Annotated in this window: 18 protein-coding genes; 12 read left to right on the top strand and 6 right to left on the bottom strand. The window is 52.4% G+C overall.

Features of this window, described 5'->3' with window-relative positions; translation table 11 throughout:
- Nucleotides 1–582: 582 nt before the first annotated feature.
- Together GN208_RS16525 and GN208_RS18090 are read right to left on the bottom strand one after the other, a co-directional pair.
- The gene (locus GN208_RS16525; RefSeq protein ID WP_004237741.1) at nt 583–1,431 is read right to left on the bottom strand and encodes a glycosyltransferase family A protein; all 849 of its coding nucleotides are present in this window, start codon (nt 1,429–1,431) and stop codon (nt 583–585) included.
- Between the two features lie 117 nt (nt 1,432–1,548).
- Nucleotides 1,549–1,767: a helix-turn-helix transcriptional regulator gene (locus tag GN208_RS18090; protein WP_004237739.1), complete on the bottom strand. Its 219-nt coding sequence runs from the start codon at nt 1,765–1,767 to the stop codon at nt 1,549–1,551.
- Between the two features lie 500 nt (nt 1,768–2,267).
- Here GN208_RS18090 and mtnK point away from each other — a divergent pair, with 500 nt between their 5' ends.
- The 4 genes from mtnK to GN208_RS16550 all read left to right on the top strand — a co-directional run bounded on the left by mtnK (nt 2,268) and on the right by GN208_RS16550 (nt 5,801).
- Nucleotides 2,268–3,533, top strand: coding sequence for an S-methyl-5-thioribose kinase (gene mtnK, locus GN208_RS16535; RefSeq protein ID WP_004237738.1), 1,266 nt, complete (start codon nt 2,268–2,270; stop codon nt 3,531–3,533).
- 26 nt (nt 3,534–3,559) lie between these two features.
- On the top strand, nt 3,560–4,669 hold the full coding sequence (gene mtnA, locus GN208_RS16540; RefSeq protein WP_004237737.1) for an S-methyl-5-thioribose-1-phosphate isomerase: 1,110 nt from the start codon (nt 3,560–3,562) through the stop codon (nt 4,667–4,669).
- A gap of 2 nt (nt 4,670–4,671) precedes the next feature.
- On the top strand, nt 4,672–5,319 hold the full coding sequence (locus GN208_RS16545) for an L-fuculose-phosphate aldolase (protein ID WP_004237736.1): 648 nt from the start codon (nt 4,672–4,674) through the stop codon (nt 5,317–5,319).
- Between the two features lie 125 nt (nt 5,320–5,444).
- Nucleotides 5,445–5,801 (top strand): hypothetical protein, encoded by a 357-nt coding sequence (locus GN208_RS16550; RefSeq protein WP_015422927.1) that lies wholly within the window; start codon nt 5,445–5,447, stop codon nt 5,799–5,801.
- A 54-nt stretch (nt 5,802–5,855) separates the two neighbouring features.
- Here the strand turns inward: GN208_RS16550 and GN208_RS16555 are convergent, their stop codons facing one another.
- A complete protein-coding gene (locus GN208_RS16555; RefSeq protein ID WP_004237734.1) occupies nt 5,856–6,842 on the bottom strand; it encodes a sugar-binding transcriptional regulator in 987 nt (328 codons plus the stop codon).
- Complete coding sequence (rimO, locus tag GN208_RS16560) at nt 6,839–8,179, bottom strand: 30S ribosomal protein S12 methylthiotransferase RimO (protein ID WP_004237733.1); 1,341 nt, start codon at nt 8,177–8,179, stop codon at nt 6,839–6,841. The genes GN208_RS16555 and rimO overlap by 4 nt, the downstream gene beginning before the upstream one ends.
- Before the next feature lie 378 nt (nt 8,180–8,557).
- Here rimO and GN208_RS16565 point away from each other — a divergent pair, with 378 nt between their 5' ends.
- The 3 genes from GN208_RS16565 to GN208_RS16575 are packed head-to-tail and all read left to right on the top strand — an operon-like array spanning nt 8,558 to nt 13,513.
- Entirely contained in the window at nt 8,558–9,631 is a 1,074-nt protein-coding gene (locus tag GN208_RS16565; protein WP_004237732.1) for an HlyD family efflux transporter periplasmic adaptor subunit, read from the top strand.
- On the top strand, nt 9,628–12,387 hold the full coding sequence (rbbA, locus tag GN208_RS16570) for a ribosome-associated ATPase/putative transporter RbbA (RefSeq protein WP_243828481.1): 2,760 nt from the start codon (nt 9,628–9,630) through the stop codon (nt 12,385–12,387). The genes GN208_RS16565 and rbbA overlap by 4 nt, the downstream gene beginning before the upstream one ends.
- A gap of 1 nt (nt 12,388) precedes the next feature.
- Nucleotides 12,389–13,513, top strand: a complete 1,125-nt coding sequence (locus GN208_RS16575; protein ID WP_004237730.1) for an ABC transporter permease — start codon at nt 12,389–12,391, stop codon at nt 13,511–13,513.
- Between the two features lie 261 nt (nt 13,514–13,774).
- Here GN208_RS16575 and GN208_RS16580 read toward each other — a convergent pair whose 3' ends face one another.
- Nucleotides 13,775–14,776, bottom strand: a complete 1,002-nt coding sequence (locus GN208_RS16580) for a LacI family DNA-binding transcriptional regulator (RefSeq protein WP_004237729.1) — start codon at nt 14,774–14,776, stop codon at nt 13,775–13,777.
- Nucleotides 14,777–14,888: 112 nt separating this feature from the next.
- A complete protein-coding gene (locus GN208_RS16585) occupies nt 14,889–15,434 on the bottom strand; it encodes a D-lyxose/D-mannose family sugar isomerase (protein ID WP_004237728.1) in 546 nt (181 codons plus the stop codon).
- A 211-nt stretch (nt 15,435–15,645) separates the two neighbouring features.
- On the opposite strand from GN208_RS16585, the gene GN208_RS16590 reads away from it, so the two are divergent.
- From GN208_RS16590 to GN208_RS16610, 5 genes are all read left to right on the top strand, one after another.
- The gene (locus tag GN208_RS16590) at nt 15,646–16,683 is read left to right on the top strand and encodes an NAD(P)-dependent alcohol dehydrogenase (RefSeq protein WP_015422928.1); all 1,038 of its coding nucleotides are present in this window, start codon (nt 15,646–15,648) and stop codon (nt 16,681–16,683) included.
- Nucleotides 16,684–16,686: 3 nt separating this feature from the next.
- Nucleotides 16,687–18,198 carry a xylulokinase gene (gene xylB, locus GN208_RS16595; RefSeq protein WP_004237726.1) on the top strand — a complete coding sequence of 504 codons (1,512 nt, stop codon included), beginning with the start codon at nt 16,687–16,689 and terminating at the stop codon, nt 18,196–18,198.
- Nucleotides 18,195–19,694, top strand: a complete 1,500-nt coding sequence (locus GN208_RS16600) for a sugar ABC transporter ATP-binding protein (RefSeq protein ID WP_004237725.1) — start codon at nt 18,195–18,197, stop codon at nt 19,692–19,694. Before xylB ends, GN208_RS16600 begins: the two co-directional genes overlap by 4 nt.
- Before the next feature lie 40 nt (nt 19,695–19,734).
- Complete coding sequence (locus GN208_RS16605; RefSeq protein ID WP_004237724.1) at nt 19,735–20,775, top strand: ABC transporter permease; 1,041 nt, start codon at nt 19,735–19,737, stop codon at nt 20,773–20,775.
- A 153-nt stretch (nt 20,776–20,928) separates the two neighbouring features.
- Nucleotides 20,929–21,891, top strand: a complete 963-nt coding sequence (locus GN208_RS16610; protein WP_223302461.1) for a substrate-binding domain-containing protein — start codon at nt 20,929–20,931, stop codon at nt 21,889–21,891.
- The last annotated feature ends 351 nt before the right edge of the window (nt 21,892–22,242 follow it).

Raw genomic sequence — 22,242 nt, forward strand, 5'->3', positions numbered from 1 at the left:
CCAGAATGCAGGAAAATCCGCAATCCGGCGGATATTACCAAAAAATAATTTTAATATTTAAAAATATTTTTGATAAAAAAGTTGACGAACATCACACAAATGCTATGATACATCCATCGAAGCAAAACAGCTTACCAACCTAATTCAAAAGCAGGAGTTCATTATGAAAAGCATCAAAACTTTCTTTTCCAATCTGACCCGTGCTGCTGCTATCATTGCAAAATACAGCAAAGCATTCTGATTAAAATCAGACAGATACAAAAAAGCGCCCGATGGGCGCTTTTTTTATGATCTGCAGATCACCGGTTATTGTGAGTCCTGCCGTAGTTAAAAACAATTTTAATATCTTAAAATAAAGTTTATATAAAATTTGACATTCATCACAAAAATGGTATAGTAGCGCCATCAAAGCCAAACAGGCTTAATCACTTACTCAAAAGCAGGAGTTTATTATGAAAAGCATCAAAACTTTCTTTTCTTATCTGACCCGTGCTGCTGCTATTATTGCTAAAAACAGCAAAGCATTCTGATAAATCAGACAGATACAAAGAAGCGCCCGATGGGCGCTTTTTTTATGCTGCTTTATTTTGCCAGCGGCGCAAATAACCAGCGCAGCCACCAGCGGGCTTTCCAGCCCGGATTTTTCTCCCGGACTACCGGCGATGTACGGCAGACCGACCGCAGAATTTTCCATTCAAAATCCAGGAACAGCCGGGAATGACCGGATTCCGCACCATACGTGCAGACTTCCTCATGCTTGCGTTTATCAACCGGCGTGTTGTATTCCAGACTTCTGTCCAGCGTATGATAAGACTTATCACGATCCACAATCCGCTCTGTGGCATACACCGATTTCGGCAGGTAGCGCTGACGGGAGCCGTGATATTTCTGCAGTTTCACAAAACGGTAATCTTCCGCGCCGTAATGGCCGCAAAACTCTTCATCATAACCGTAAAAACGGAAGAAGCGGGCGCGGGACATAAAGAACAGATTGGAATGCCCTTTACGGAGATTCCCCTGCTCACCCCGGCGGTAGAGTTTATAGAATGTCCGGCCCGGGTTTGCCGCATTAATCAGATAAGTAAACGTCGAAACCGGCAGGACATGATCCAGGTCGGTCATCAGAATTTTGTCTGACGCCGCATAGGTCACCCCCAGATTACGGGAACCACCCTGGTTCCACGGAATATCGGTTGTGATCCGCAGCCATGTCAGATTTAAATCAAATTCAGGAATTTCATACTCAAGCGGAGAGCAGTCATCAACAATGACAAACTGAACATAGTCCAGCACCGATGCCGGCATGCTTTCATATTCACGAAGCAGATTGATAACTTCAGAAATATCTTGCTGATTACAATAGAAATGAGTGATGTAAGTAAGTTTTATATGTTGCTTATCCGCAACTTTTCGGAAGAATTCGCGTGACATTATACCTGTGACCCTGTTACCACAAATGACCGACCGGCAATTAGCAACCAGTGCGATGTTAATTGCCGGCTATTCTCACATACAGGTGGTACAGTGTCACTACTTAGCGGGGATAAACTATTCCTGATCGAAAAAGTAATCCACCGGAACATGGAACATTTCTGCCAGATACATCAGATAATGTATACTAATCCGGCTTGTTCCCCGTTCATAACGGTTAAATTGCTGCTGCGTTATTCCCATGTCTTCCGCTAACCGGACGATACTTAATCCTAAGTATTTACGCTTTTCTTTAATCCGTGTTCCGACACAGAAATATATATATTCCGTCTCCATAAGATTCTCCTTCACTTATATTGACAACGTGATAACAAAAAATTCCGTTTTTCAGAGTCTGCCATCCGCTTACTTACCAGCGGCTCAATAACCTCATAACAACATGAAATTTAAAAAAATAAAAATCAACAGTCATGAATAACCGGCATCTTCAGTCTTAGTAATCGGGATTTAACCTTATAGGTGTATTCTTTGCAATATCAATACGTCTGTTTAATGTAATAATACCTACCCGACCACAATTAATATCAAAATCAGGTCTTAATAAGATTAAAAGTAATTCTGAAAAAAACGATTACTGAATATCGGTTAATAATATACCCCGGTATTTCATAAAAATAATTGCGTGAAAATACTTAAGAAATATTTATATTACTTCCTTATCACCTGCTTAAGAAAGGCTATTTCCGGCTATGTGTTAGTTGCATCACAGAAAAAATACATATGTATAGTTATAATTTACATATGTAGCCATTTATCTCTGTTTCTGAGGTTATCTTATGACGCAAAAAACCCCTGCCGGATATACCCCGCTAACCTGTGGCACCCTTCCCGCTTACCTGTCCGCACATTTACCGGATGACATTTTACCAGGCGGCACGCCGGAATCCTGGCAGACAGAGGAAGTCGGTGACGGTAATCTCAATCTGGTGTTTATTGTCAGAGGCAGTGAGCGGACTCTGGTGGTCAAGCAATCACTGCCGTATGTCCGTGCGGCCGGTGAATCCTGGGAACTCTCTTTGCAGCGTAATTATTTCGAATACCATGCGTTGTCACAGGAGAAACGTTTCGCACCTGACAGTGTGCCGGATGTCTATTTCTATGACGAAGCCATGGCGCTGTTTGCCATGGAATACCTCGCTGACCATATCATTCTGCGTAAAGCACTGATTGCAGGAGAATATGTCCCTCAGCTGGCGGAGAAAACCGGCCTGTTTATGGCGCAAACTCTGTTCCATACCTCGGATATCGGCATGGCGGCACAGGAGAAAAAAGCCCTGACCGCACAGTTCTCCGCTAACCATGAATTATGCAAAATCACCGAAGATCTGATTTTTACCGAACCTTACTTCCCGGCGCCGCGCAATAATCACACCTCTCCGCAGCTTGACCGCGATGCAAATGCCGTGATGCTGGACAGAGAAATGGTGCAGGTCGCGATGCGCTATAAGTACAAATTTATGACACAGTCACAGGCGCTGCTGCACGGAGATTTGCACTCCGGATCCGTCATGATTGGCACTGACTCTGTTCAGGTTATTGATCCTGAATTCAGTTTTATGGGGCCGATGGCGTTTGATACCGGCAACTATGCCGGTAACTTATATATGGCCTGGTTTTCTCAGCCCGGACACCGGAAGACAGAGGAAGAGACCGCGCGCTATCAGCAATGGCTGTTATCGCAGATAAGCCAGACCTGGAATACGTTTGAGACTGAATTCCGCCGCCTGTGGGCCGAAAAATCACAGGGCGATGCCTGGCCGCGTGAGCTGTACCAGGACGGCCTGTTTGATGACAAATTCCTGAAAGCCGCTCAGGACAGCTTCTTCGAAGAACTGTTTCAGGACACGCTGGTCAATGCCGGGCTGGAAATCAACCGCCGCCTGCTCGGGTTTGCCGGAGTTGCTGATTTCAAAACCATTGCTGATGCGGACAAACGCGCGGTACTTGAGCGCAAAGCCCTGAAACTGGCGCGGGAGCTGATTGTCAACGCGCGCCATTATCACAGCTTTACCGATGTCGAAGCCTTTCTTTCTTATTGTTAAGCGTCACCTGCACACGAGGTTATATAATGAAAATTAACGGAAAACATTACCGTTCCGTCTGGCCCGCAGATAATGGTATTGATGTCTGTATTTTTGATCAGACAAAACTGCCTTTTGAAGTCAGTATCATCACACTGACGACGATGGAGGAAGCCGCAACGTCCATCAAAGATATGTGGGTACGCGGCGCACCGCTGATTGGTGCTGTGGCTGCTTACGGCGTGGCGCTGGCGATGCACCGTGACAGCAGTGATGCCGCCCTGAAAAACGCTTATGACGTGCTGGTTGCCACCCGTCCGACCGCGATCAACCTGAAATGGGCGCTGGACAGAATCTGCGGTGCCCTGACACCACTTCCTGCGGCTGAGCGCGGTGACGCCGCATACCGTATTGCCGCTGAAATCGCTGATGAAGATGCGGAAATTTGTCACCGCATCGGCGAACACGGCCTGACAATTATCCGCGACATCGCCGCCCGCAAAAAACCGGGTGAGCCGGTGAATATCCTGACCCATTGTAATGCCGGCTGGCTGGCTACCGTTGACTGGGGCACCGCGCTGTCACCGATTTATCAGGCTTATGATGAAGGCATTAATATTCACGTCTGGGTGGATGAAACCCGTCCGCGCAACCAGGGCGGACTGACTGCCTTTGAGCTGGGCTCGCACGGTGTGCCGCATACCCTGATTGCAGATAACGCTGGGGGGCACCTGATGCAGCACGGCGAAGTGGATATGTGTATTGTCGGCACTGACCGCACCACTGCTCGCGGGGATGTCTGCAATAAAATCGGCACTTACCTGAAAGCACTGGCGGCCAAAGCGAACAATGTGCCGTTCTATGTAGCGCTGCCGTCACCGACCCTCGATTTTACCGTGTGGGACGGGGTAAAAGAGATCCCGATTGAACAGCGTGCCGGTGAGGAACAGTCACATGTTTTCGGCATCACACCGGAAGGTACCCGCAGCTGGGTGAATACTGCACCTGCGGGCACCCGTTGCGGTAACTATGCCTTTGATGTCACTCCGGCGGAGTATGTCACCGGGCTTATCACCGAACGCGGCATTTGTGATGCCTCCCCGGCCGGGCTGAAAGGCATGTTCCCGGAGATGTGGCCGTCTGAGTATGAGGTGTGATCATGACCCGTACTGAACTGGCACAACAGATTATCGATACCTGTCTGAAGATGAACGCAAGCGGGCTCAACCAGGGGACGTCCGGTAATGTCAGCGCCCGCTGGCAGGACGGCATGCTGATCACTCCGAGCGGCGTGCCTTATGAAAAACTGACCCCGGACAGCATTGTGTATATGGACAGTACCGGCCAGGCAGAGGCGGATAAAATCCCGTCGAGCGAATGGCACTTTCACCTGAGCTGCTATCAGGCGCGTCCTGAGCTGAATGCGGTGGTCCATAATCACGCTCTGAATACAGCGGCGGTATCCATTCTCAATGAATCCATTCCGGCGATCCATTATATGGTCGCCGTGACCGGAACCGACCATATCCCCTGTGTGCCGTATGCCACCTTCGGCACACACGAACTGGCTGATATTGTTGCGGAAGGGATTAAAACCAGTAAAGCGCTGATTATGCAGCATCACGGCATGCTGGCGATGGAAATCAACCTCGAAAAAGCCCTGTGGCTGGCGCATGAAGTTGAAGTGCTCTCCGCGCTGTATCTGAAAGTCCGCGCCATCACGCCGGATGTACCGGTACTGAGTGCGGAGGAGATGCAGCGGGTGCTGGGGAAATTCAAAACCTACGGACTGAAAACCGGAAAATAGTAATTACCGGCGGCAGAAAACGGCGCAATGCGTCGTTTTTTGTCACCTTACGTAATTAATTATTTTAAATGATAATCATTTGCAATATAATTAAAATCTTAATGTATATGTTATTTAAGGTTTTTATGAAAAAAGTCATTTGTTACGCTGCGTTTGCTTCTGCCGTTCTTCTCCTGTCCGGATGTGCCGCCACAAAAAAATCCCCGCAATTCAGCGAAAAAAGCATTGAAGAGTGCGGACGCTATCTGCCGGACGGCATTGCTTACTATGTCTCGATTGAAGGCGAAGTCGATTTAAACAAGCAGTTTAACGGTGATATCAATGTGACCGCATTGCAGGACAGTGCACCCGCAGTTGCATTTAACCACGAGCTGATTCAGGCCGGTGCGGATAAATATATGGACTGTGCTATTCAGTTGCTGAATAACGGTAAGGGAGATACCCGCACACCGGAAGAAAAAGCAGCAGCAGAAAAACAGTAACCGGCGATATTGATGCTCTGATGTAAAAAAACCGCCTTCCGGCGGTTTTTGCACTTATTTATCTGACAGCAAATGTGCTGCGATCAGCGGATCAACAATCAAATCAGAAACATATCCGCCATACAGTGCCCCGCGGGTGGCGGCGATATTTTGTTCACCGGTGGCAATAAAAATCCGCCGTGCGATATTCCGCAACTGCGGCAGCCTGATACCGAGGATGCGGGCATCCGTATGGGTATCCAGCGGCTCACCCGCCTGATCATAAAAACGTCCGCAAATAACCCCGACAGCCCCTTTGCGGCGGAAATCGGTCATTTCCTCCGCCGTAATCACGCCGGCACGGATCAGCGGATTCTCTTCCGTGACATTTCCGGCCACAAACAGTGCTTTGGTGCAGCGATCCAGCTGAGCAAAGTTTGCCTGAATGATAGGCTCACGGCGCAGTGCATCTGCCAGCTCCGCAGAGCTGACAATCGCGGGAACATGCAGATACGCACACTCACCGCCGAACTTTCCGGCAATCAGCGAGGACGATTCCACCGTGGTGAAATCCGGCTGCGACGGCACGGAACCGAGCATCTGTAATACCGTCATATTGCGGATGACTTTTGGTGTCAGACACTTCGCCATATGGTGAATTGTCCGTCCCCAGGCCACGCCGAGCACATCCCCGTCCTCAATCACCTGACTGAGATACACCCCGGCCGCCTGTGCCATGTTTTCCCGGCAGCGGGCGGAATCTGCCGCCGCCTCCGTAACCGGGCTGTCCGGTACCACCAGCACATTGGTCAGATTGAACTTTTTTTTCAGTGACAACGCCATATCGATGCGGCTGTAACGCGCCATATCCAGGCTGATATGCACCACACCGTTTTCCCGGGCCGTCTGCAGGTATTTCACCACGGTCACGCGGGAAATCCCCATCGCATCAGCCACCTCCGTCTGACTGAGACCGGACTGATAATAGAGCCATGCGGCCTGCAGAACCGGGTCATTACCGAACATCAGGCGTCCGGTCAGGCGGTTGTCACTGTTTGTCATGCTTCGCGCACCACGCTGCCCCAGAGATCATACTCATCGGCATGTTCAATATTCACCATCACAATATCCCCCGGCTGCACATCAAATTCACCGTTGAGATATACCATACCGTCGATTTCCGGCGCATCCGCCATACTGCGGCCGACAGCGCCCTCTTCTTCATCAACTTCATCAATGATCACCGGCAGTGTGCGGCCGATTTTTTCAGCCAGACGCTCTGCGGAGATCTGCTGCTGTAACTGCATAAAGCGGTGATAGCGCTCTTCTTTGATCTCTTCCGGCACCTGATCCGGTAATTCGTTGGCATGTGCCCCTTCCACCGGACTGTATTTAAAGCAGCCGACGCGATCCAGACGGGCTTCAGTCAGGAAGTCCAGCAGCATCTGAAAGTCTTCTTCGGTTTCACCCGGGAAGCCGACAATAAAGGTGGAACGCAGTGTCAGTTCCGGGCAGATTTCACGCCAGCGTTTGATACGCTCCAGTGTGCGCTCAACGGCACCCGGGCGTTTCATCAGTTTCAGAATACGCGGGCTGGCGTGCTGTAACGGGATATCCAGATACGGCAGGATTTTGCCTTCTGCCATCAGCGGGATCACATCATCCACATGCGGATACGGATAAACGTAATGCAGACGCACCCACACACCGAGCTGGGATAACTGCTCACACAGACCGATCATACTGGTTTTCACCGGCAGACCATCGCGGAAACCGGTGCGGTGTTTGATATCAGCGCCATAGGCAGAGGTATCCTGGGAGATCACCAGCAGTTCTTTCACACCGGCTTCAACCAGGCGCTGCGCTTCACTCAGCACCTCACCGACAGGACGGCTGTCCAGATCGCCGCGCATGGACGGAATAATGCAGAATGTGCAGCGGTGATTACAGCCTTCAGAAATTTTCAGATACGCGTAATGGCGCGGCGTCAGTTTCACACCCTGCTCCGGTACCAGGCTGGTGAACGGATCATGCGCCGGTTTCGGCACATATTTACGGACATTCGCCAGCACCTGCTCATAACTGTGCGGACCGGTGATTTCCAGCACCTTCGGGTGCACTTCACGGATCTGGTCTTCTTTCGCACCCAGACACCCGGTCACGATCACTTTACCGTTTTCCGCCAGTGCCTCGCCGATAGCTTCCAGGGATTCCTGCACAGCACTGTCAATGAAACCGCAGGTATTGACGATCACCACATCGGCATCATCATAGCTCGGCACAACCTGATAGCCGTCCGTGCGCAGTTCAGTCAGAATCCGCTCGGAATCCACCAGGTTTTTCGGGCAGCCTAAAGAAACGAAACCGACTTTCGGCACTGTGTTGGTATTTTGCGACATAAGCTCATTTACTCAAAAGAGCAGGATGCAGCAGGATATTTCCGGCTGCATCCCGCAGATATTAGTCATTATCGGAAAGGAAAGAGACAAATTTTAGCAAACAAACTCCCCTGACTGATAGCCTCCGGCGTAAAAAATCCCTGTGTCAGATAAAAAACCAGTGCAATTCGTGCAATCCCCCGGCGCTGTATTCTGCCGTTTACAGTGAATGTGATATATACGGCAGCTTTATCCTGCTGATCCGGTTATGCTTTCTTTGTCAGCATTTAATGTCATCGTTCTGAAAATTAAAAGCATCATTATTTGCGAACCTGATATTGAAATGCTGCTGTTGTGCTTATCTCATTATTTTCCATAAGAAGGGTAATCACGGTATCTATGCAAAAATCAAAACGTAAAACGTGGATTTTTTATCTCATCCTGATCATTGTCCTTGCCGCCGGCGGCTACCTGTTCCGCATGCTGCAAAGCCCGGGGCTGCCTGCGGGCTTCGCTCAGAGCAACGGACGGATCGAGGCAACGGAAATTGATATCTCAACCAAAACCGCCGGACGCATCAGCACCATCAATGTCAGAGAGGGGGATTTTGTCCGCGCCGGGGATGTGCTGGCGCAGATGGATACCCGGACTCTCGAGGCGCAGCTGAGCGAGGCTCAGGCGCAGTACCGCCAGGCGGACAGTAATGTGATTTCCTCGCGCTCGGCACTGGCTCAGCGGAAAAGTGAGAAAGCTGCCGCAGAGGCGATGGTACGCCAGCGTACCGCAGAACTGACTGCCGCGCAGAAGCGTCTGACGCGTTCACAGGCACTGGTGAGAACCAACGCGGTATCTGTTCAGCAGGTGGATGATGACCTAGCTGTTGTCCAGGGTGCCCGTGCTGCCGTGGAAGCGGCGAAAGCTCAGGTGGCAGCGGCTTCTGCGGCGATTGATGCCGCACAGTCCGGTATTATCCAGGCACAGACCAAAGTGGATGCCGCTCTGGCGACACAACACCGGATTGAAGCGGATCTGGATGACAGCCAGCTGAAAGCGCCGCGCAACGGCCGTGTTCAGTATCGCGTTGCCGAACCGGGTGAAGTGCTCGGTGCCGGTGGCCGTGTGGTGAATATGGTCGATCTCAGCGATGTCTATATGACGTTCTTCCTGCCGACCGAACAGGCCGGACAGGCGGGCATCGGCAGTGATGTGCATATTGTTCTTGATGCCGCTCCGGACCTGGTGATCCCGGCGAAAACCTCGTATGTCGCCAGTGTCGCGCAGTTTACCCCTAAAACTGTGGAAACAGATAATGAGCGCCAGAAACTGATGTTCCGCGTTCGTGCGCGTATCGCCCCCGAACTGCTGGAAAAACATCTGGAATATGTGAAAACCGGTCTGCCGGGACGCGCTTATATCCGGCTTGACCCGAAGCAGGACTGGCCGGCTGACCTGGAGGTGAAATTACCTCAATGACATCATCAAAACAGCATTCCGACACCGCAATCGTCACCCTGGAACAGGTTACGCATCATTACGGTGATGTGTGCGCCCTTGATGATATCACGCTGAACATCCCCGCCCGGCAGATGGTGGGGCTGATCGGGCCGGACGGTGTCGGGAAATCCACCCTGATTTCCCTGATTGCCGGTGCCCGTAAAGTGCAGCAGGGTAATGTGATTGTGCTGGGCGGTGATATCCGCGAAGAAGAGCACCGCCGCGCGGTATGTCCGCGTATTGCCTATATGCCGCAGGGATTGGGGAAAAACCTGTATCACACCCTGTCGGTGTTTGAAAACGTGGATTTTTTCGGGCGGCTGTTCGGCCAGTCTGAGAAAGAACGTCGTCTGCGGATTGACGATCTCCTCGCCAGCACCGGGCTCGCCCCGTTCCGCGACCGCCCTGCGGGAAAACTCTCCGGCGGGATGAAACAGAAGCTCGGACTGTGCTGTGCCTTGATCCATGACCCGGAACTATTGATCCTCGACGAACCGACCACCGGCGTTGACCCCCTCTCCCGCGCCCAGTTCTGGGAGCTTATCGACCGCATCCGCGAACGCCAGCAGAATATGAGTGTGCTGGTGGCGACGGCCTATATGGAAGAAGCGGAACGGTTTGATCACCTGGTCGCGATGGACGACGGCAAACTCCTGGCGACAGGACACGCCCGTGAACTGAAAGCGCAGACACAGACTGATGGGCTGGAAGCCGCCTTTATCGCTCTGCTGCCGGAAGAAAAACGCAAAGATCACAAAGCGGTGGTGATCCCGCCGCGCAAAGCGCAGGATAATGAAGAGATTGCTATCGAGGCGCAGGATCTGACCATGCGCTTCGGCAGTTTCACCGCCGTTGACCACGTCAGTTTCCGCATCCCGAAAGGAGAGATCTTTGGTTTCCTCGGCTCCAACGGCTGCGGTAAATCCACCACCATGAAAATGCTCACCGGGCTGTTGCAGGCCACGGAAGGCAAGGCGTGGCTGTTTGGTCAGGAGGTCGATCCGAAAGATTTGAATACGCGGATTCGGGTCGGTTATATGTCGCAGGCGTTCTCCCTCTACAGTGAGCTGACGGTTTTACAGAACCTGGTGCTGCACGCCAAATTATTCCATGTGCCGGAAAACGAAATTGATGACCGCGTTGATGAAATGATGACGCGCTTTAAACTGACGGATGTTGCCGATGCCATGCCGGAGGGGTTACCGCTCGGGATACGCCAGCGTTTATCGCTGGCCGTGGCGGTTATTCACCGCCCGGAAATGCTGATCCTCGATGAGCCGACATCCGGCGTTGACCCGATTGCCCGCGATATGTTCTGGGATCTGATGGTGGATTTATCACGCAAAGACGGCGTGACGATTTTTATATCCACCCACTTTATGAATGAGGCCGCCCGCTGCGACCGCATGTCGCTGATGCACGCCGGGAAAGTACTGGTGACGGACACGCCGGAAAACCTGGTTGCCGGCAGTGAATTTGATACCCTCGAAGCCGTCTTTATTGATTATCTGAAAAAAGCCTCGGGAATTGAGGATGATGCCCCGCCGCCGGAAGCGCCGGAATTACCCGCCGACAGCGGCGAAGCGGCGGCCACGGCACTGAAGCGCCGTTTCAGTCTGCGCCGTCTGTTCAGTTATAGTCTGCGTGAGGGGCTGGAACTGCGCCGCGACCCGGTGCGGCTGACACTGGCGCTGCTCGGTACAGTGATCCTGATGTTTATTATGGGCTACGGCATCAGTATGGATGTGGAAAATCTGCGTTTTGCCGTGCTCGACCGCGACCAGACCACCACCAGCCAGAACTATGTGCAGGATCTCTCCGGTTCGCGCTACTTTATCGAACAGCCGCCGCTGCAAAATTATGACGATATGGAGCGCCGGATGCGCGCCGGGGAAATCGCGGTGGCGATTGAAATTCCGCCGGATTTTGCCCGTGATATCGCCAAAGGCCATGATGTGAAACTGGGTGTCTGGGTGGACGGCGCCATGCCGAACCGGGCTGAAACGGTGCGCGGTTATGTGCAGGCTATGCATCTCAACTGGCTGACCCGCATGGCATCAAAACAGCCGGTGGCAAACCCGCTGCGCTCTGCCATCGATATCGAAACCCGTTACCGTTATAACCCGGATGTGAAAAGTCTGCCTGCTATCGTTCCGGCGGTGATCCCGCTGCTGCTGATGATGATACCGGCAATGCTCAGCGCCCTTAGTGTGGTGCGGGAGAAAGAGCTGGGGTCGATTATCAATCTCTATGTCACGCCGGTGACCAAAACAGAGTTTTTAATCGGCAAACAGGTGCCTTATATCGTGCTGGGGATGTTTAACTTTTTCCTGCTCTGCGCCCTCTCCGTCTGGGTATTCGGAGTGCCGTTCAAGGGCAGTCTGCTGACGGTGACACTCGCCGCATTCTGCTATATCACCATTGCCACCAGCATGGGGCTGCTGATCTCCTGCTTTATGAAGAGCCAGATTGCCGCAATTTTCGGGACCGCGATTATTACCCTGATCCCGGCCACCCAATTTTCCGGAATGATTGACCCGGTTTCATCACTGGAAGGTATGGGTTACTGGATAGGGCACATCTACCCGACCGCTCATTTCCTGACCATTACCCGGGGAACCTTCTCCAAGGGGCTGGGGCTTATCGATCTGTATCAGGCCTTTATTCCGCTGTTGATAACTATTCCGGTTGTTCTCGGGTGCAGCATCTTTTTCCTGAAAAAGCAGGAGGGATAACATGCGGACACTGAAGAATATTATCTATCTCGGCATGAAAGAGCTGCGCAGCCTGATGCGGGATAAAGCAATGCTGGCACTGATCGTGTTTGCATTCACGGTATCAATCTATTCCTCGGCGACGGTGACCTCCGGTTCGCTGCATCTGGCACCGATTGCCATTGCGGACCAGGATCGCTCTCAGCTCAGCGAGCGCATTATCAACAGCTTTTACGAGCCCTATTTTCTGGCCCCGGCAGATATTGATATCAGTCAGATGGACGGCCTGATGGACAGCGGCACCTACACGTTTACCATGGATATTCCGCCGAATTTTCAGCGTGATGTGCTGGCCGGACGCCGTCCCGCCATTCAGTTGAACGTTGATGCCACCCGCATGAGCCAGGCGTTTCTCGGCAACAGTTATATTCAGAATATTGTTACCGGGGAGGTGAATACTTTTCTGGCTAAAAACCGGCAAAACACGGTGCTGCCGGTGGATCTGGATATCCGCGCCCGTTTTAACCCGAACCTGAATCAGATGTGGTTCGGATCGGTAATGGCGATTATCAACAATATCACGATGCTGTCGATTGTCCTGACCGGGGCGGCACTGATCCGCGAGCGGGAACACGGCACAATTGAGCATCTGCTGGTGATGCCGGTGACGCCGTTTGAAATCATGATGTCCAAAGTCTGGTCGATGGGATTGGTGGTATTGCTTGCCTCACTCGGCTCGCTGCTGCTGATTGTCCGCTTTCTGCTGCAGGTGCCGATAGAGGGTTCAATTACGCTGTTTATGTGCGGGGTGGCGCTGAGTCTGTTTGCCACCACCTCCATCGGAATTTTTATGGGGACGCTCGCCCGTTCGATGCCGCAGTTCGGGCTGCTGATGATTATGGTGCTGCTGCCGCTGAATATGTTATCAGGCGGGATGACCTCGCGGGAAAGTATGCCGCAGTTTGTGCAGGATATTATGCAGACCATGCCGACGACACACTTTGTCAGCCTGGCACAGGCTATTCTCTACCGGGGCGCGGATTTCCTGATCGTCTGGCCGCAGTTTATTTATCTGATCATTATCGGCGGCGCGTTTTTTGGTGCGGCTTTGCTGCGCTTCCGCAAAACCATCAGTGCGATGGCATAGAGGCGGGGTATTGCTGCCAACATTGAGTGCCGGCAAAGTGCAGCCGCCGCCGGAAAGAATAAAACCATCTTCTTTCAAACCAGGGCGGCGGGATAACCGGCAAAGCGGAAAGCCGCTGACACGTCCCTGTTCGCGAAATCTGCTGAATCATCCGGTTTGTGGCAAGGCGGCAAGGGAAGAATTCCGGGGAGCATACATCAGTATGTGACCGGGGTGGACGAACGAAGCCAACACAGCCACAGGCGGAAGGATGACGCGGATTCAGGATTTGAGGAGACCGCGCACAACCACCTTGCTCGCCGGGGCGCTGCGATCCGTCGCCCGCCGCACTGCCATATTGATGGCCTGCCAGGCAATTTCCTGAAGATCATGGGAAATACACGGGAAATTGAATCCGTAAATATCGGCATGAGAGACTTCATCGATGCTGAACAGCGAGACGTCTTTTTGCGGGATCAGGTTGTGGCGGATACAAGCTTTGATAATCCCGAGTGAGATCTGGTTATTGCAGCCGACAAAATAATCCGGCGCGGGATGGTATTTCAGGTAATGGTCGGTGACTTTAAAGGCTTCATCCATCAGGAAGTCCGCATGCAGCACATTGACGCTGCTGACCTGGCCGTGCAGACCGGCCACCATGCCGGTTACGCGATCCTGGGCCACATTGGAATCTTCCGGGCCGGAGACAATCACCACGTTATCCGCTTTTTGTGACAGCAGATAGCGCCCTGCCTGCAATCCGCAGTCGAGGTTATCGATGTAAACGCCGCTGCATGCCTTGGCATCCAACTCGCGGTCAACCAGGATCACCGGAATATTGAGCAGTTCCAGCTGTTTCATATACGCCGGGCGGTAAACCCGTTCGGCGGAGACAACGGACAGAATGATGGCATCCACGTTGTAACCAATCAGCTTATCAATGATACGCGCTTCATTTTCACGTGATTCATAAGAGTCAAACATCAGCGTGTCATACCCGGCGTTATAGGCTTCCAGGGTGATGCGCTTGGCCAGCCCGCCGAAAAACGGGTTGCTCATGTCAGGACTGACAATACCGATGGTACGGGAGGATTTCGCGCGCAGGCTGCGTGCCGCCGCATTCACCACATAACCGATTTTATCTGCGGCATCGAGAATACGCCTGAGAGTTTCCGGGTGAACCTTATCCGGCTGCGAAAATGCGCGGGATGCGGTGATCTTACTGACATTCGCAATAGCGGCCACATTTTCCAGTGTGACTTTCTGTGTCCGGGGTTCCGCCAATTTTCTCTCCTTAGCAGCAACGTATCATTTTATACCATTATAATATCATCTAAATCGATTCAGTCACGTGAAAAACACGCTTTTTATTACTTAAACCGACACTAACAACTTTTTAACACTCGAGTCTTTTTATCCGCGGATCGGTAAAAATGTCGTATTCATCGGTATTTTCTGTGGAGAACTCCGACACCACCGCGCCCTGCGGCCCGGCTTTAAACCAGTGACGGGTGTCCGGCATGATGGTGTACTGCTCTCCCGGGCGCAGCAGAATAAAGCGGTCACAGGTGTACCATTCCTCATCCCCCTGCGGCGGACGGCAAACCGGATTGCCCTGTGCATCCTGATTCAGCGTCAGCGCCGGATCATCCACAAACAGATACACCTCACCCCAGCGGCAGCGGAAGGTTTCCTGCTTGCCCGGCCGGTCTTTGTACGGCGGATGGCGGTGCTCCGGGCAGGTCTGGTCAGCAAAGAGAACCAGCTCTTTGGCGCAGTACAGCGGGCTGTTGCAGTACGTGAGCAGTTGCAGGCCCGAGCGGGGATAATCCGGCAGATTAAAGTGAGCAATTTCAATATGCTGCTGTTCCGCTTCTGTCAGAATGATATGTGCCTGTTCCAGAACCGCCAGTGATTCCGCGATATACGGCTGTTTATTCATCTGCCTCTCTCCTGAATGATATCGTTATCATTATAGCCTTGTCACAGATAGCAAAGATGTGACCCGGAAGACCCTTTGCCGAATACTACATGAGTAGATCAGACTTTATTTAATAAAAGTTTAACCATCATCACATAATTATAATAAACATTGCTCTATTATCCGCATCATAGCAATGATATCGATATCATTTTAATGAAAGGAAATGATCATGAAGGCATTAGTATTAGAGAAAGCAGGGAAAATCGCCATTCAGGATTGGCAGAGCAATGAAGTACTTGGCGACGACGATGTTGAGATTAAAATCCACACCGTCGGTATCTGCGGCAGCGACGTTCACTATTATCAGCATGGCCGTATCGGGCCGTTTGTGGTTGAGGCACCGATGGTGCTGGGTCACGAAGCGTCCGGAGTGATCACCGCAGCCGGTAAAAATGTGAAGCACCTGAAAGTCGGCGATCGCGTGTGCATGGAGCCGGGTATTCCGGATCTGCAATCCCCGCAATCCCGTGCCGGTATCTATAACCTTGATCCTGCCGTCCGTTTCTGGGCAACTCCGCCAATCGACGGCTGCCTGCGTGAAAGCGTGATCCACCCTGCCGCCTTCACCTTTAAACTGCCTGATAACGTTTCCTTTGCCCAGGGTGCAATGGTTGAGCCGCTGGCAATCGGTATGCAGTCCGCGACCAAAGCCGGGATCAAACCGGGTGATATCGGTCTGGTTATCGGTGCCGGGACCATCGGTATCATTACCGCGCTGTGCGCACTGGCCGGTGGCTGTTCCGATGTCATCATCTGTGATGTGTTTGATGAAAAACTGAAAGTGGCTGAGAAATATCAGGGCCTGCACGCGGTTAACAGCAAAGACCAGCAGGCACTGGCGGATAAAGTCCGTGAGCTGACCGGCGGCGAAGGCGTGAACGTCCTGTTTGAGTGCAGCGGCGCGAAACCGGTTATTGCGTCCATCTCTGATCATATCGCCCCGGGCGGCACCGCAGTTCTCGTCGGCATGCCTATCGACCCGGCACCGCTGGATATCGTGGCGGCACAGGCGAAAGAAGTGACCTTCAAAACTATTTTCCGCTACGCCAATATGTATCCGCGCACCATCCGTCTGCTGAGCTCCGGCAAACTGAATGTGGCCCCGCTGCTGTCCGCAACCTACAAGTTCAAAGACAGTGTCGAAGCCTATGAGCGTGCAGCCGAAGGCCGTGCGACTGATGTGAAAATTGTGCTGGAAATGGAGTAAACCATGACGCTCTATGCCGGTATTGACTGCGGAACACAAAGCACCAAGGTCATTATTGCCGATAACCGGACCGCGCGTATTCTGGGTGAGGGCTCGGCCTCTCACCCGATGATCAGCGAATCAGACGGGAGCCGTGAACAGGAAGCTGTCTGGTGGACTGATGCGCTGCAAACCGCGTTTGCTCAGGCGATCAAAAACGCCGGAATTGACGGGCGGGATATCCGCGCCCTCGCCGTTTCCGGCCAGCAGCACGGTTTTGTGCCGGTCAGTCATGACGGTACGGTACTTGCGCCTGCCAAACTGTGGTGTGATACCTCGACCAGTGCGGAAAATCAGTGGTTTATTGATGCACTGGGCGGTGAACAGGCCGCGCTTGACCGCCTGGGTGTGTTGCCGCAGACCGGCTATACCGTGTCAAAAATTATCCGCTTTAAACAGCAGCACCCGGAACTGTGGAAACAGCTGCGTTATGTACTGCTGCCGCACGATTACCTGAATTTCTGGCTCACCGGACAGGCCTGTGCCGAGTACGGAGACGCCTCCGGGACCGGGCTGCTCAATATCCGCAGCCGTGAGTGGGATCAGGCCGCCGCTGATCTTATCGATCCGGAAGGCCGTTTATGGCAGGCGCTGCCGCCGCTGGTGCGCGCAGAGCAAATCATCGGCACGGTTCGTCCGGAGATCGCGGAAAAGCTCGGTATTTCCCCGGAAACCCGCGTGGCATCCGGCGGCGGCGATAACATGATGGCCGCCATCGGTACCGGAAATATCCGTCCGGGCATCACTACGATGAGCCTCGGTACCTCCGGTACGCTGTTTACCTTTGCGGAACAACCGGTTGTGGCGGATTCCGCGATGATCGCCGGGTTCTGCTCCTCCAGCAATGGCTGGCTGCCGTTGATTTGCACCATGAATGTCACCTCCGCCACCACTACGGTTCAGTCCTTATTAGGCATGGATATTCAGGCCTTTAATGATGCACTGAACAGCAGTAAACCCGGTGCGGGCGGTCTTATTATGCTGCCGTTCTTTAATGGTGAGCGCGTACCTCAGTTACCCGAAGCCCGCGCCAGCCTTCACAATATGGACGGCAGCAACCTGACTCCGCAGAACCTGAGCCTGGCTGTGGTGGAAAGTGCCACTTACGGGCTGCGCTTCGGTATCGATCTGTTCCGTCAGCAGGGAATTACCACCAGTGAGATCCGTCTGACCGGCGGCGGTGCCCGCAGCGTGAAATGGCGTCAGATTGTCGCGGATATCATGGCGGCACCGGTGGTGTGCGTCACCAACCAGGAAGCGGCAGCGCTGGGTGCAGCGGTTCAGGCAATCTGGTGTGACACCCTCAGCGCAGACAGCGCACCGGAAGCACAGCTGGCCGCTCTCTGCGACCGCTTTGTGCAACTGGATGACAGCAGCCGCACACAGCCGGATCCGGCGAATGTGGCGGTTTATGAGTCCCTGTATCAGAACTACCTTGCTTTACTGACATCAGAATACCCGGAGGTCACCGTATGACAGCCACTGTCGCTGACAATGAGGAATTACTGCGGGTTGAAGGGGTGCGCAAAGCCTTTGGTCAGGTTGTTGCACTGAAGAACGCGCAGTTTTCACTGAAAAGAGGTTCCATTCACGCCCTGTGCGGCGGGAATGGCGCCGGTAAATCCACGTTCCTGAGCATCCTGATGGGCTTTATCCGCCCGGATGCGGGGGAAATCTATGTCAAAGGCAAACGCTGTGAGTTTCATCAGCCGATCGAAGCCCTGCACGCCGGTATCGCCATTGTTCAGCAGGAGCTGAGTTCCATTCCTGATCTGACCGTGGCGGAAAATATCTGGCTGGGGCGGGAGCCGCGCCGGTTCGGGTTTGTCGATTTTAAACAGCTCAACCGGCAGACCGCTGAACTGCTGACCGACCTGCATTTTGATATCTCCCCGTCAGAAAAAATGCGCAACCTGAGTGTGGCGGAACAGCAACTGGTCGAAATCGCCAAAGCCCTCTCCCACGCGGATGCGGATATCATCATTATGGATGAGCCGACCTCCGCCATCGGCGAGGAGGATGCGCAGAAGATTTTCGATGTCATCACCCGCCTGACGGAAAAAGGTAAAGGCATTATTTATGTCTCACACCGCCTGTCCGAGATTTTTCAGATAGCCGATACCTTCACCATTTTCCGTGACGGTACCTTTATCACCGACGGCCCGCTGGCGGATATCACCCGAGAGAAGCTGATTGAGCTGATTATCGGCCGTGAAATCAAAGATGAGTTCGCCAAATTTAACGAGCCGACAGATGAAACCATTATGGAAGTCCGGGAGCTGTCCCGTGATGACCAGGTGCAGGACATCAGCCTGACGCTGAAAAAAGGCGAAATCCTGGGGATTTACGGGCTGGTCGGTTCCGGCCGTTCTGAGTTCCTCGACCTGATTTTCGGCATCGAACACGCCGATAAAGGCACCATAAAAATTGGTGACCGCTTCCTCGACAAACACACACCGAAAGATTCCATTAATGCCGGGATCGCCTATGTCACTGAAGACCGCAAAGATACCGGACTGATGCTGGGCCGTTCCATCAACGAAAACATCAATATCGCCTCGTTTGGTGCCATCAGTACCGGCGGCTTTATTCATGACCGCAAAGAGCGTGCCCGTGCAGACGACATGATCACACTGTTCAATGTCAAAACCCCGGATGCGGATCAGCTGGTCGGGAACCTCAGCGGCGGTAACCAGCAGAAAGTGGTTCTGGGACGCTGGGCGCTGATCGAGCCGGATGTGATGCTGCTCGATGAGCCGACACGCGGCGTGGATGTCGGTGCCAAGAAAGAAATTTATAAGTTTATGTCTGAGTTCGCCTTACAGGGCAAAGGCATTGTGATGGTCTCTTCTGAGCTGTCGGAGATTATCGGGATGAGTGACAGGATTATTGTTTTCCGTGACGGACGGATCGCCGGAGAGCTGACCGCCGCCACTGCCACCCAGACTGATTTAATGAAACTTGCGGTGTGATCTCACCCGCCAACGTATGCATGAATAAAGAGAAGTGACCATGACTACAACAAATACTGCACCCGCACCAGGGGTCTCATTTATCGCCCGTAACAAGAAAAACATGCACAAATACGGCATTATTCTGGCGTTCTTTGTGCTGTGTCTGATTGTGGCGGTTGTCGGTGAAGTTCAGGTCGCCCGCGGCGAATGGACCAATAACTACTTTCTGAGTCAGGACAACATGCTGATTATCCTGCGTCAGATTTCCATCAACGGTATTCTCGCCATCGGGATGACCTTCGTCATTATCACCGCCGGTGTTGACCTCTCTGTCGGTTCGGTGCTGGCACTGAGCGGGATTGTGGCGGCGCGGTTTGCCACCAGCAACACCGGTCTGGCTATCGGTGATACCGCGAATGCCGTGATGATCCCGATGATTATCGCACTCGGCATCGGTATCATTTGTGGTCTGCTTAACGGGACCATTCTGGCGAAATTCAACCTTCAGCCGTTTATCGTCACCATGGGGATGCTGTCTGCGGCACGCGGTCTGACTCTGCTGACCACTGACGGTAACCCGGTTTCCCAGCTCAACAGCGATTTCCGCTGGCTGGGTAACGGCTATATCCTGGATATCCCGGTACCGGTGGTGATCCTGGCGGTTATCTTTATTCTGGCCTGGATTTTACTCAATAAAACCACCTTCGGCCGTTATGTGTATGCCGTCGGCGGCAACCCGAAAAGCGCCAGAACCTCCGGTATCAGCGTGATTAAAATTAAAGTGCTGGTTTATACCCTGTGTGGCGCGTTAGCCGGTATTGCCGGGCTGATTCTGACTGCCCGTACCGGGTCAGCACAGACCAGTGCAGGCAGCGCCTACGAGCTGGATGCAATCGCTGCGGTGGTTATCGGCGGCACCAGTATGGCCGGTGGTGTGGGGACGTTAGTCGGCACCCTGTTCGGCGTGTTAATTATCGGTGTGATGAATAACGGTCTCGACCTGCTGGGCGTGCAGTCGTACTACCAGCAGATTATCAAAGGCGCATTAATTGTTATCGCCGTACTTTTGGATCCGTCACGTAAGCAACGCCGTGACTGATGGCAGTACCGCGCGGATTCTTTCAGCCTGCCACTGGCTGAAGGATGAAGCGTAAAAAAGACGAAAACAGCAAAAAACAAAAGCAAAACTACCCTACACAATGAAGGAATGACCATGAAAAAACTGACCAAAATCGCTGCACTGACAGCCCTGATGATGGGCGGACAGGCATTTGCGGCACAGGACAATCCGGTGAAAATTGCCGTTCTGATGTACGGCATGAAAGCTGAATTTGTCCAGTTAATGGAAAAATCCGCAAAAGAGCATCCGGCTGTGAAAAACGGTGAAGCGATCATCACAGTTTATGATGGCCGTTATGATCCGATGGTTCAGAACAACCAGGCGGAAACCGCAATCCAGACCAAAGCCGACGCTATCATCATCAACCCGATGGATTATGAAGCGAATATCGACGTGGTCACTATGGCAAATGACGCCAAAATCCCGGTTATCGTCACCAACGCCCGTCTGAACACCGACAAAATGACCGCAGAAGTGGTGTCTGATGACGTCCTCGGCGGTTATATGGAAGCCAAAGCGGTTCTGGAAAAAATGAACTGTGAAGGTAACGTGGTTATTATCGAAGGGCCGAAAGGCGGCAGCGGTGAAATTCAGCGCGGCGAAGGTAATGACAAAGCGATCGCAGAATGTGGTCCGGGTAAAGTGAAAGTACTGGAGCGCAAAACGGCTAACTGGTCACGCGCGGAAGCGATGCCGCTGATGGAAAACTGGTTACAGAAACACCGTGGTAAAATCGGTGGTGTTATTGCACAGAACGACGAAATGGCACTGGGTGCGATCGAAGCAATCAAATCTGCCGGTCTGAATGTCAATGATTTCTCCATTGCCGGCGTTGACGGCGTGTCTGATGCTATCCGCTCTGTTCAGGAAGGCGAAATGGTCTCCATCCTCCAGGACGCGAATGCACAGATGCAGGGCTCTATCGACCTGGCGATGAAAGCAGTCAAAGGTGACAAATACGAGCCGCAGTCCAAAATCTGGGTTCAGTATGCTGACCAGTTGAAATGGAATGACGGTAAAGACAAACGTTACGCGATTCCGTGGACTCAGGTCACCAAAGAAAACGCGCAGCAGTTACTGGATGCCCGTAAATAAATACACTCCCGCCGTCTTCTTATGAAGGCGGCGTTTTTTTATCCGCAACTTCCCCTGTTCAGGCGGTTTTATACACAATTCAAAAAAGTCATGTCCGGAAAGCGGCATGAACCGCTGAATATCCCGCAACGCCGTATTCATCCTTCCCCTCTGATTAATTCACCGTATGATAGGCTTATCTGCCGGATAAATGTGCGATGTGAAATAATGGATGACAGAGAAAAGGCGGTTGAAAAAGTCAGAAAGCTGATGTCTCTTGCCGAAAATGCCGGTAATGAGAATGAAGCCGCGAACGCCTTTTCAAAAACGCGGATATTTATGAAAAAATACCACCTTGAACTGTCTGATATC

This window comes from Morganella sp. HSTU-ASny43 (assembly GCF_022819185.1).
In the GTDB taxonomy this organism is placed as follows: domain Bacteria; phylum Pseudomonadota; class Gammaproteobacteria; order Enterobacterales; family Enterobacteriaceae; genus Morganella; species Morganella morganii.

What these genes read in the sequence shown, in the direction of transcription:
- rimO (WP_004237733.1), bottom strand. Translation starts at nt 8,179, where the DNA reads ATGTCGCAAAATACCAACACAGTGCCGAAAGTCGGTTTCGTTTCTTTA.
- GN208_RS16590 (WP_015422928.1), top strand. Translation starts at nt 15,646, where the DNA reads ATGAAGGCATTAGTATTAGAGAAAGCAGGGAAAATCGCCATTCAGGAT.
- GN208_RS16600 (WP_004237725.1), top strand. Translation starts at nt 18,195, where the DNA reads ATGACAGCCACTGTCGCTGACAATGAGGAATTACTGCGGGTTGAAGGG.
- GN208_RS16585 (WP_004237728.1), bottom strand. Translation starts at nt 15,434, where the DNA reads ATGAATAAACAGCCGTATATCGCGGAATCACTGGCGGTTCTGGAACAG.
- GN208_RS16565 (WP_004237732.1), top strand. Translation starts at nt 8,558, where the DNA reads ATGCAAAAATCAAAACGTAAAACGTGGATTTTTTATCTCATCCTGATC.
- GN208_RS16605 (WP_004237724.1), top strand. Translation starts at nt 19,735, where the DNA reads ATGACTACAACAAATACTGCACCCGCACCAGGGGTCTCATTTATCGCC.
- GN208_RS16545 (WP_004237736.1), top strand. Translation starts at nt 4,672, where the DNA reads ATGACCCGTACTGAACTGGCACAACAGATTATCGATACCTGTCTGAAG.
- mtnK (WP_004237738.1), top strand. Translation starts at nt 2,268, where the DNA reads ATGACGCAAAAAACCCCTGCCGGATATACCCCGCTAACCTGTGGCACC.
- GN208_RS16555 (WP_004237734.1), bottom strand. Translation starts at nt 6,842, where the DNA reads ATGACAAACAGTGACAACCGCCTGACCGGACGCCTGATGTTCGGTAAT.
- GN208_RS16525 (WP_004237741.1), bottom strand. Translation starts at nt 1,431, where the DNA reads ATGTCACGCGAATTCTTCCGAAAAGTTGCGGATAAGCAACATATAAAA.
- xylB (WP_004237726.1), top strand. Translation starts at nt 16,687, where the DNA reads ATGACGCTCTATGCCGGTATTGACTGCGGAACACAAAGCACCAAGGTC.
- mtnA (WP_004237737.1), top strand. Translation starts at nt 3,560, where the DNA reads ATGAAAATTAACGGAAAACATTACCGTTCCGTCTGGCCCGCAGATAAT.
- GN208_RS18090 (WP_004237739.1), bottom strand. Translation starts at nt 1,767, where the DNA reads ATGGAGACGGAATATATATATTTCTGTGTCGGAACACGGATTAAAGAA.
- GN208_RS16610 (WP_223302461.1), top strand. Translation starts at nt 20,929, where the DNA reads ATGATGGGCGGACAGGCATTTGCGGCACAGGACAATCCGGTGAAAATT.
- rbbA (WP_243828481.1), top strand. Translation starts at nt 9,628, where the DNA reads ATGACATCATCAAAACAGCATTCCGACACCGCAATCGTCACCCTGGAA.
- GN208_RS16550 (WP_015422927.1), top strand. Translation starts at nt 5,445, where the DNA reads ATGAAAAAAGTCATTTGTTACGCTGCGTTTGCTTCTGCCGTTCTTCTC.
- GN208_RS16575 (WP_004237730.1), top strand. Translation starts at nt 12,389, where the DNA reads ATGCGGACACTGAAGAATATTATCTATCTCGGCATGAAAGAGCTGCGC.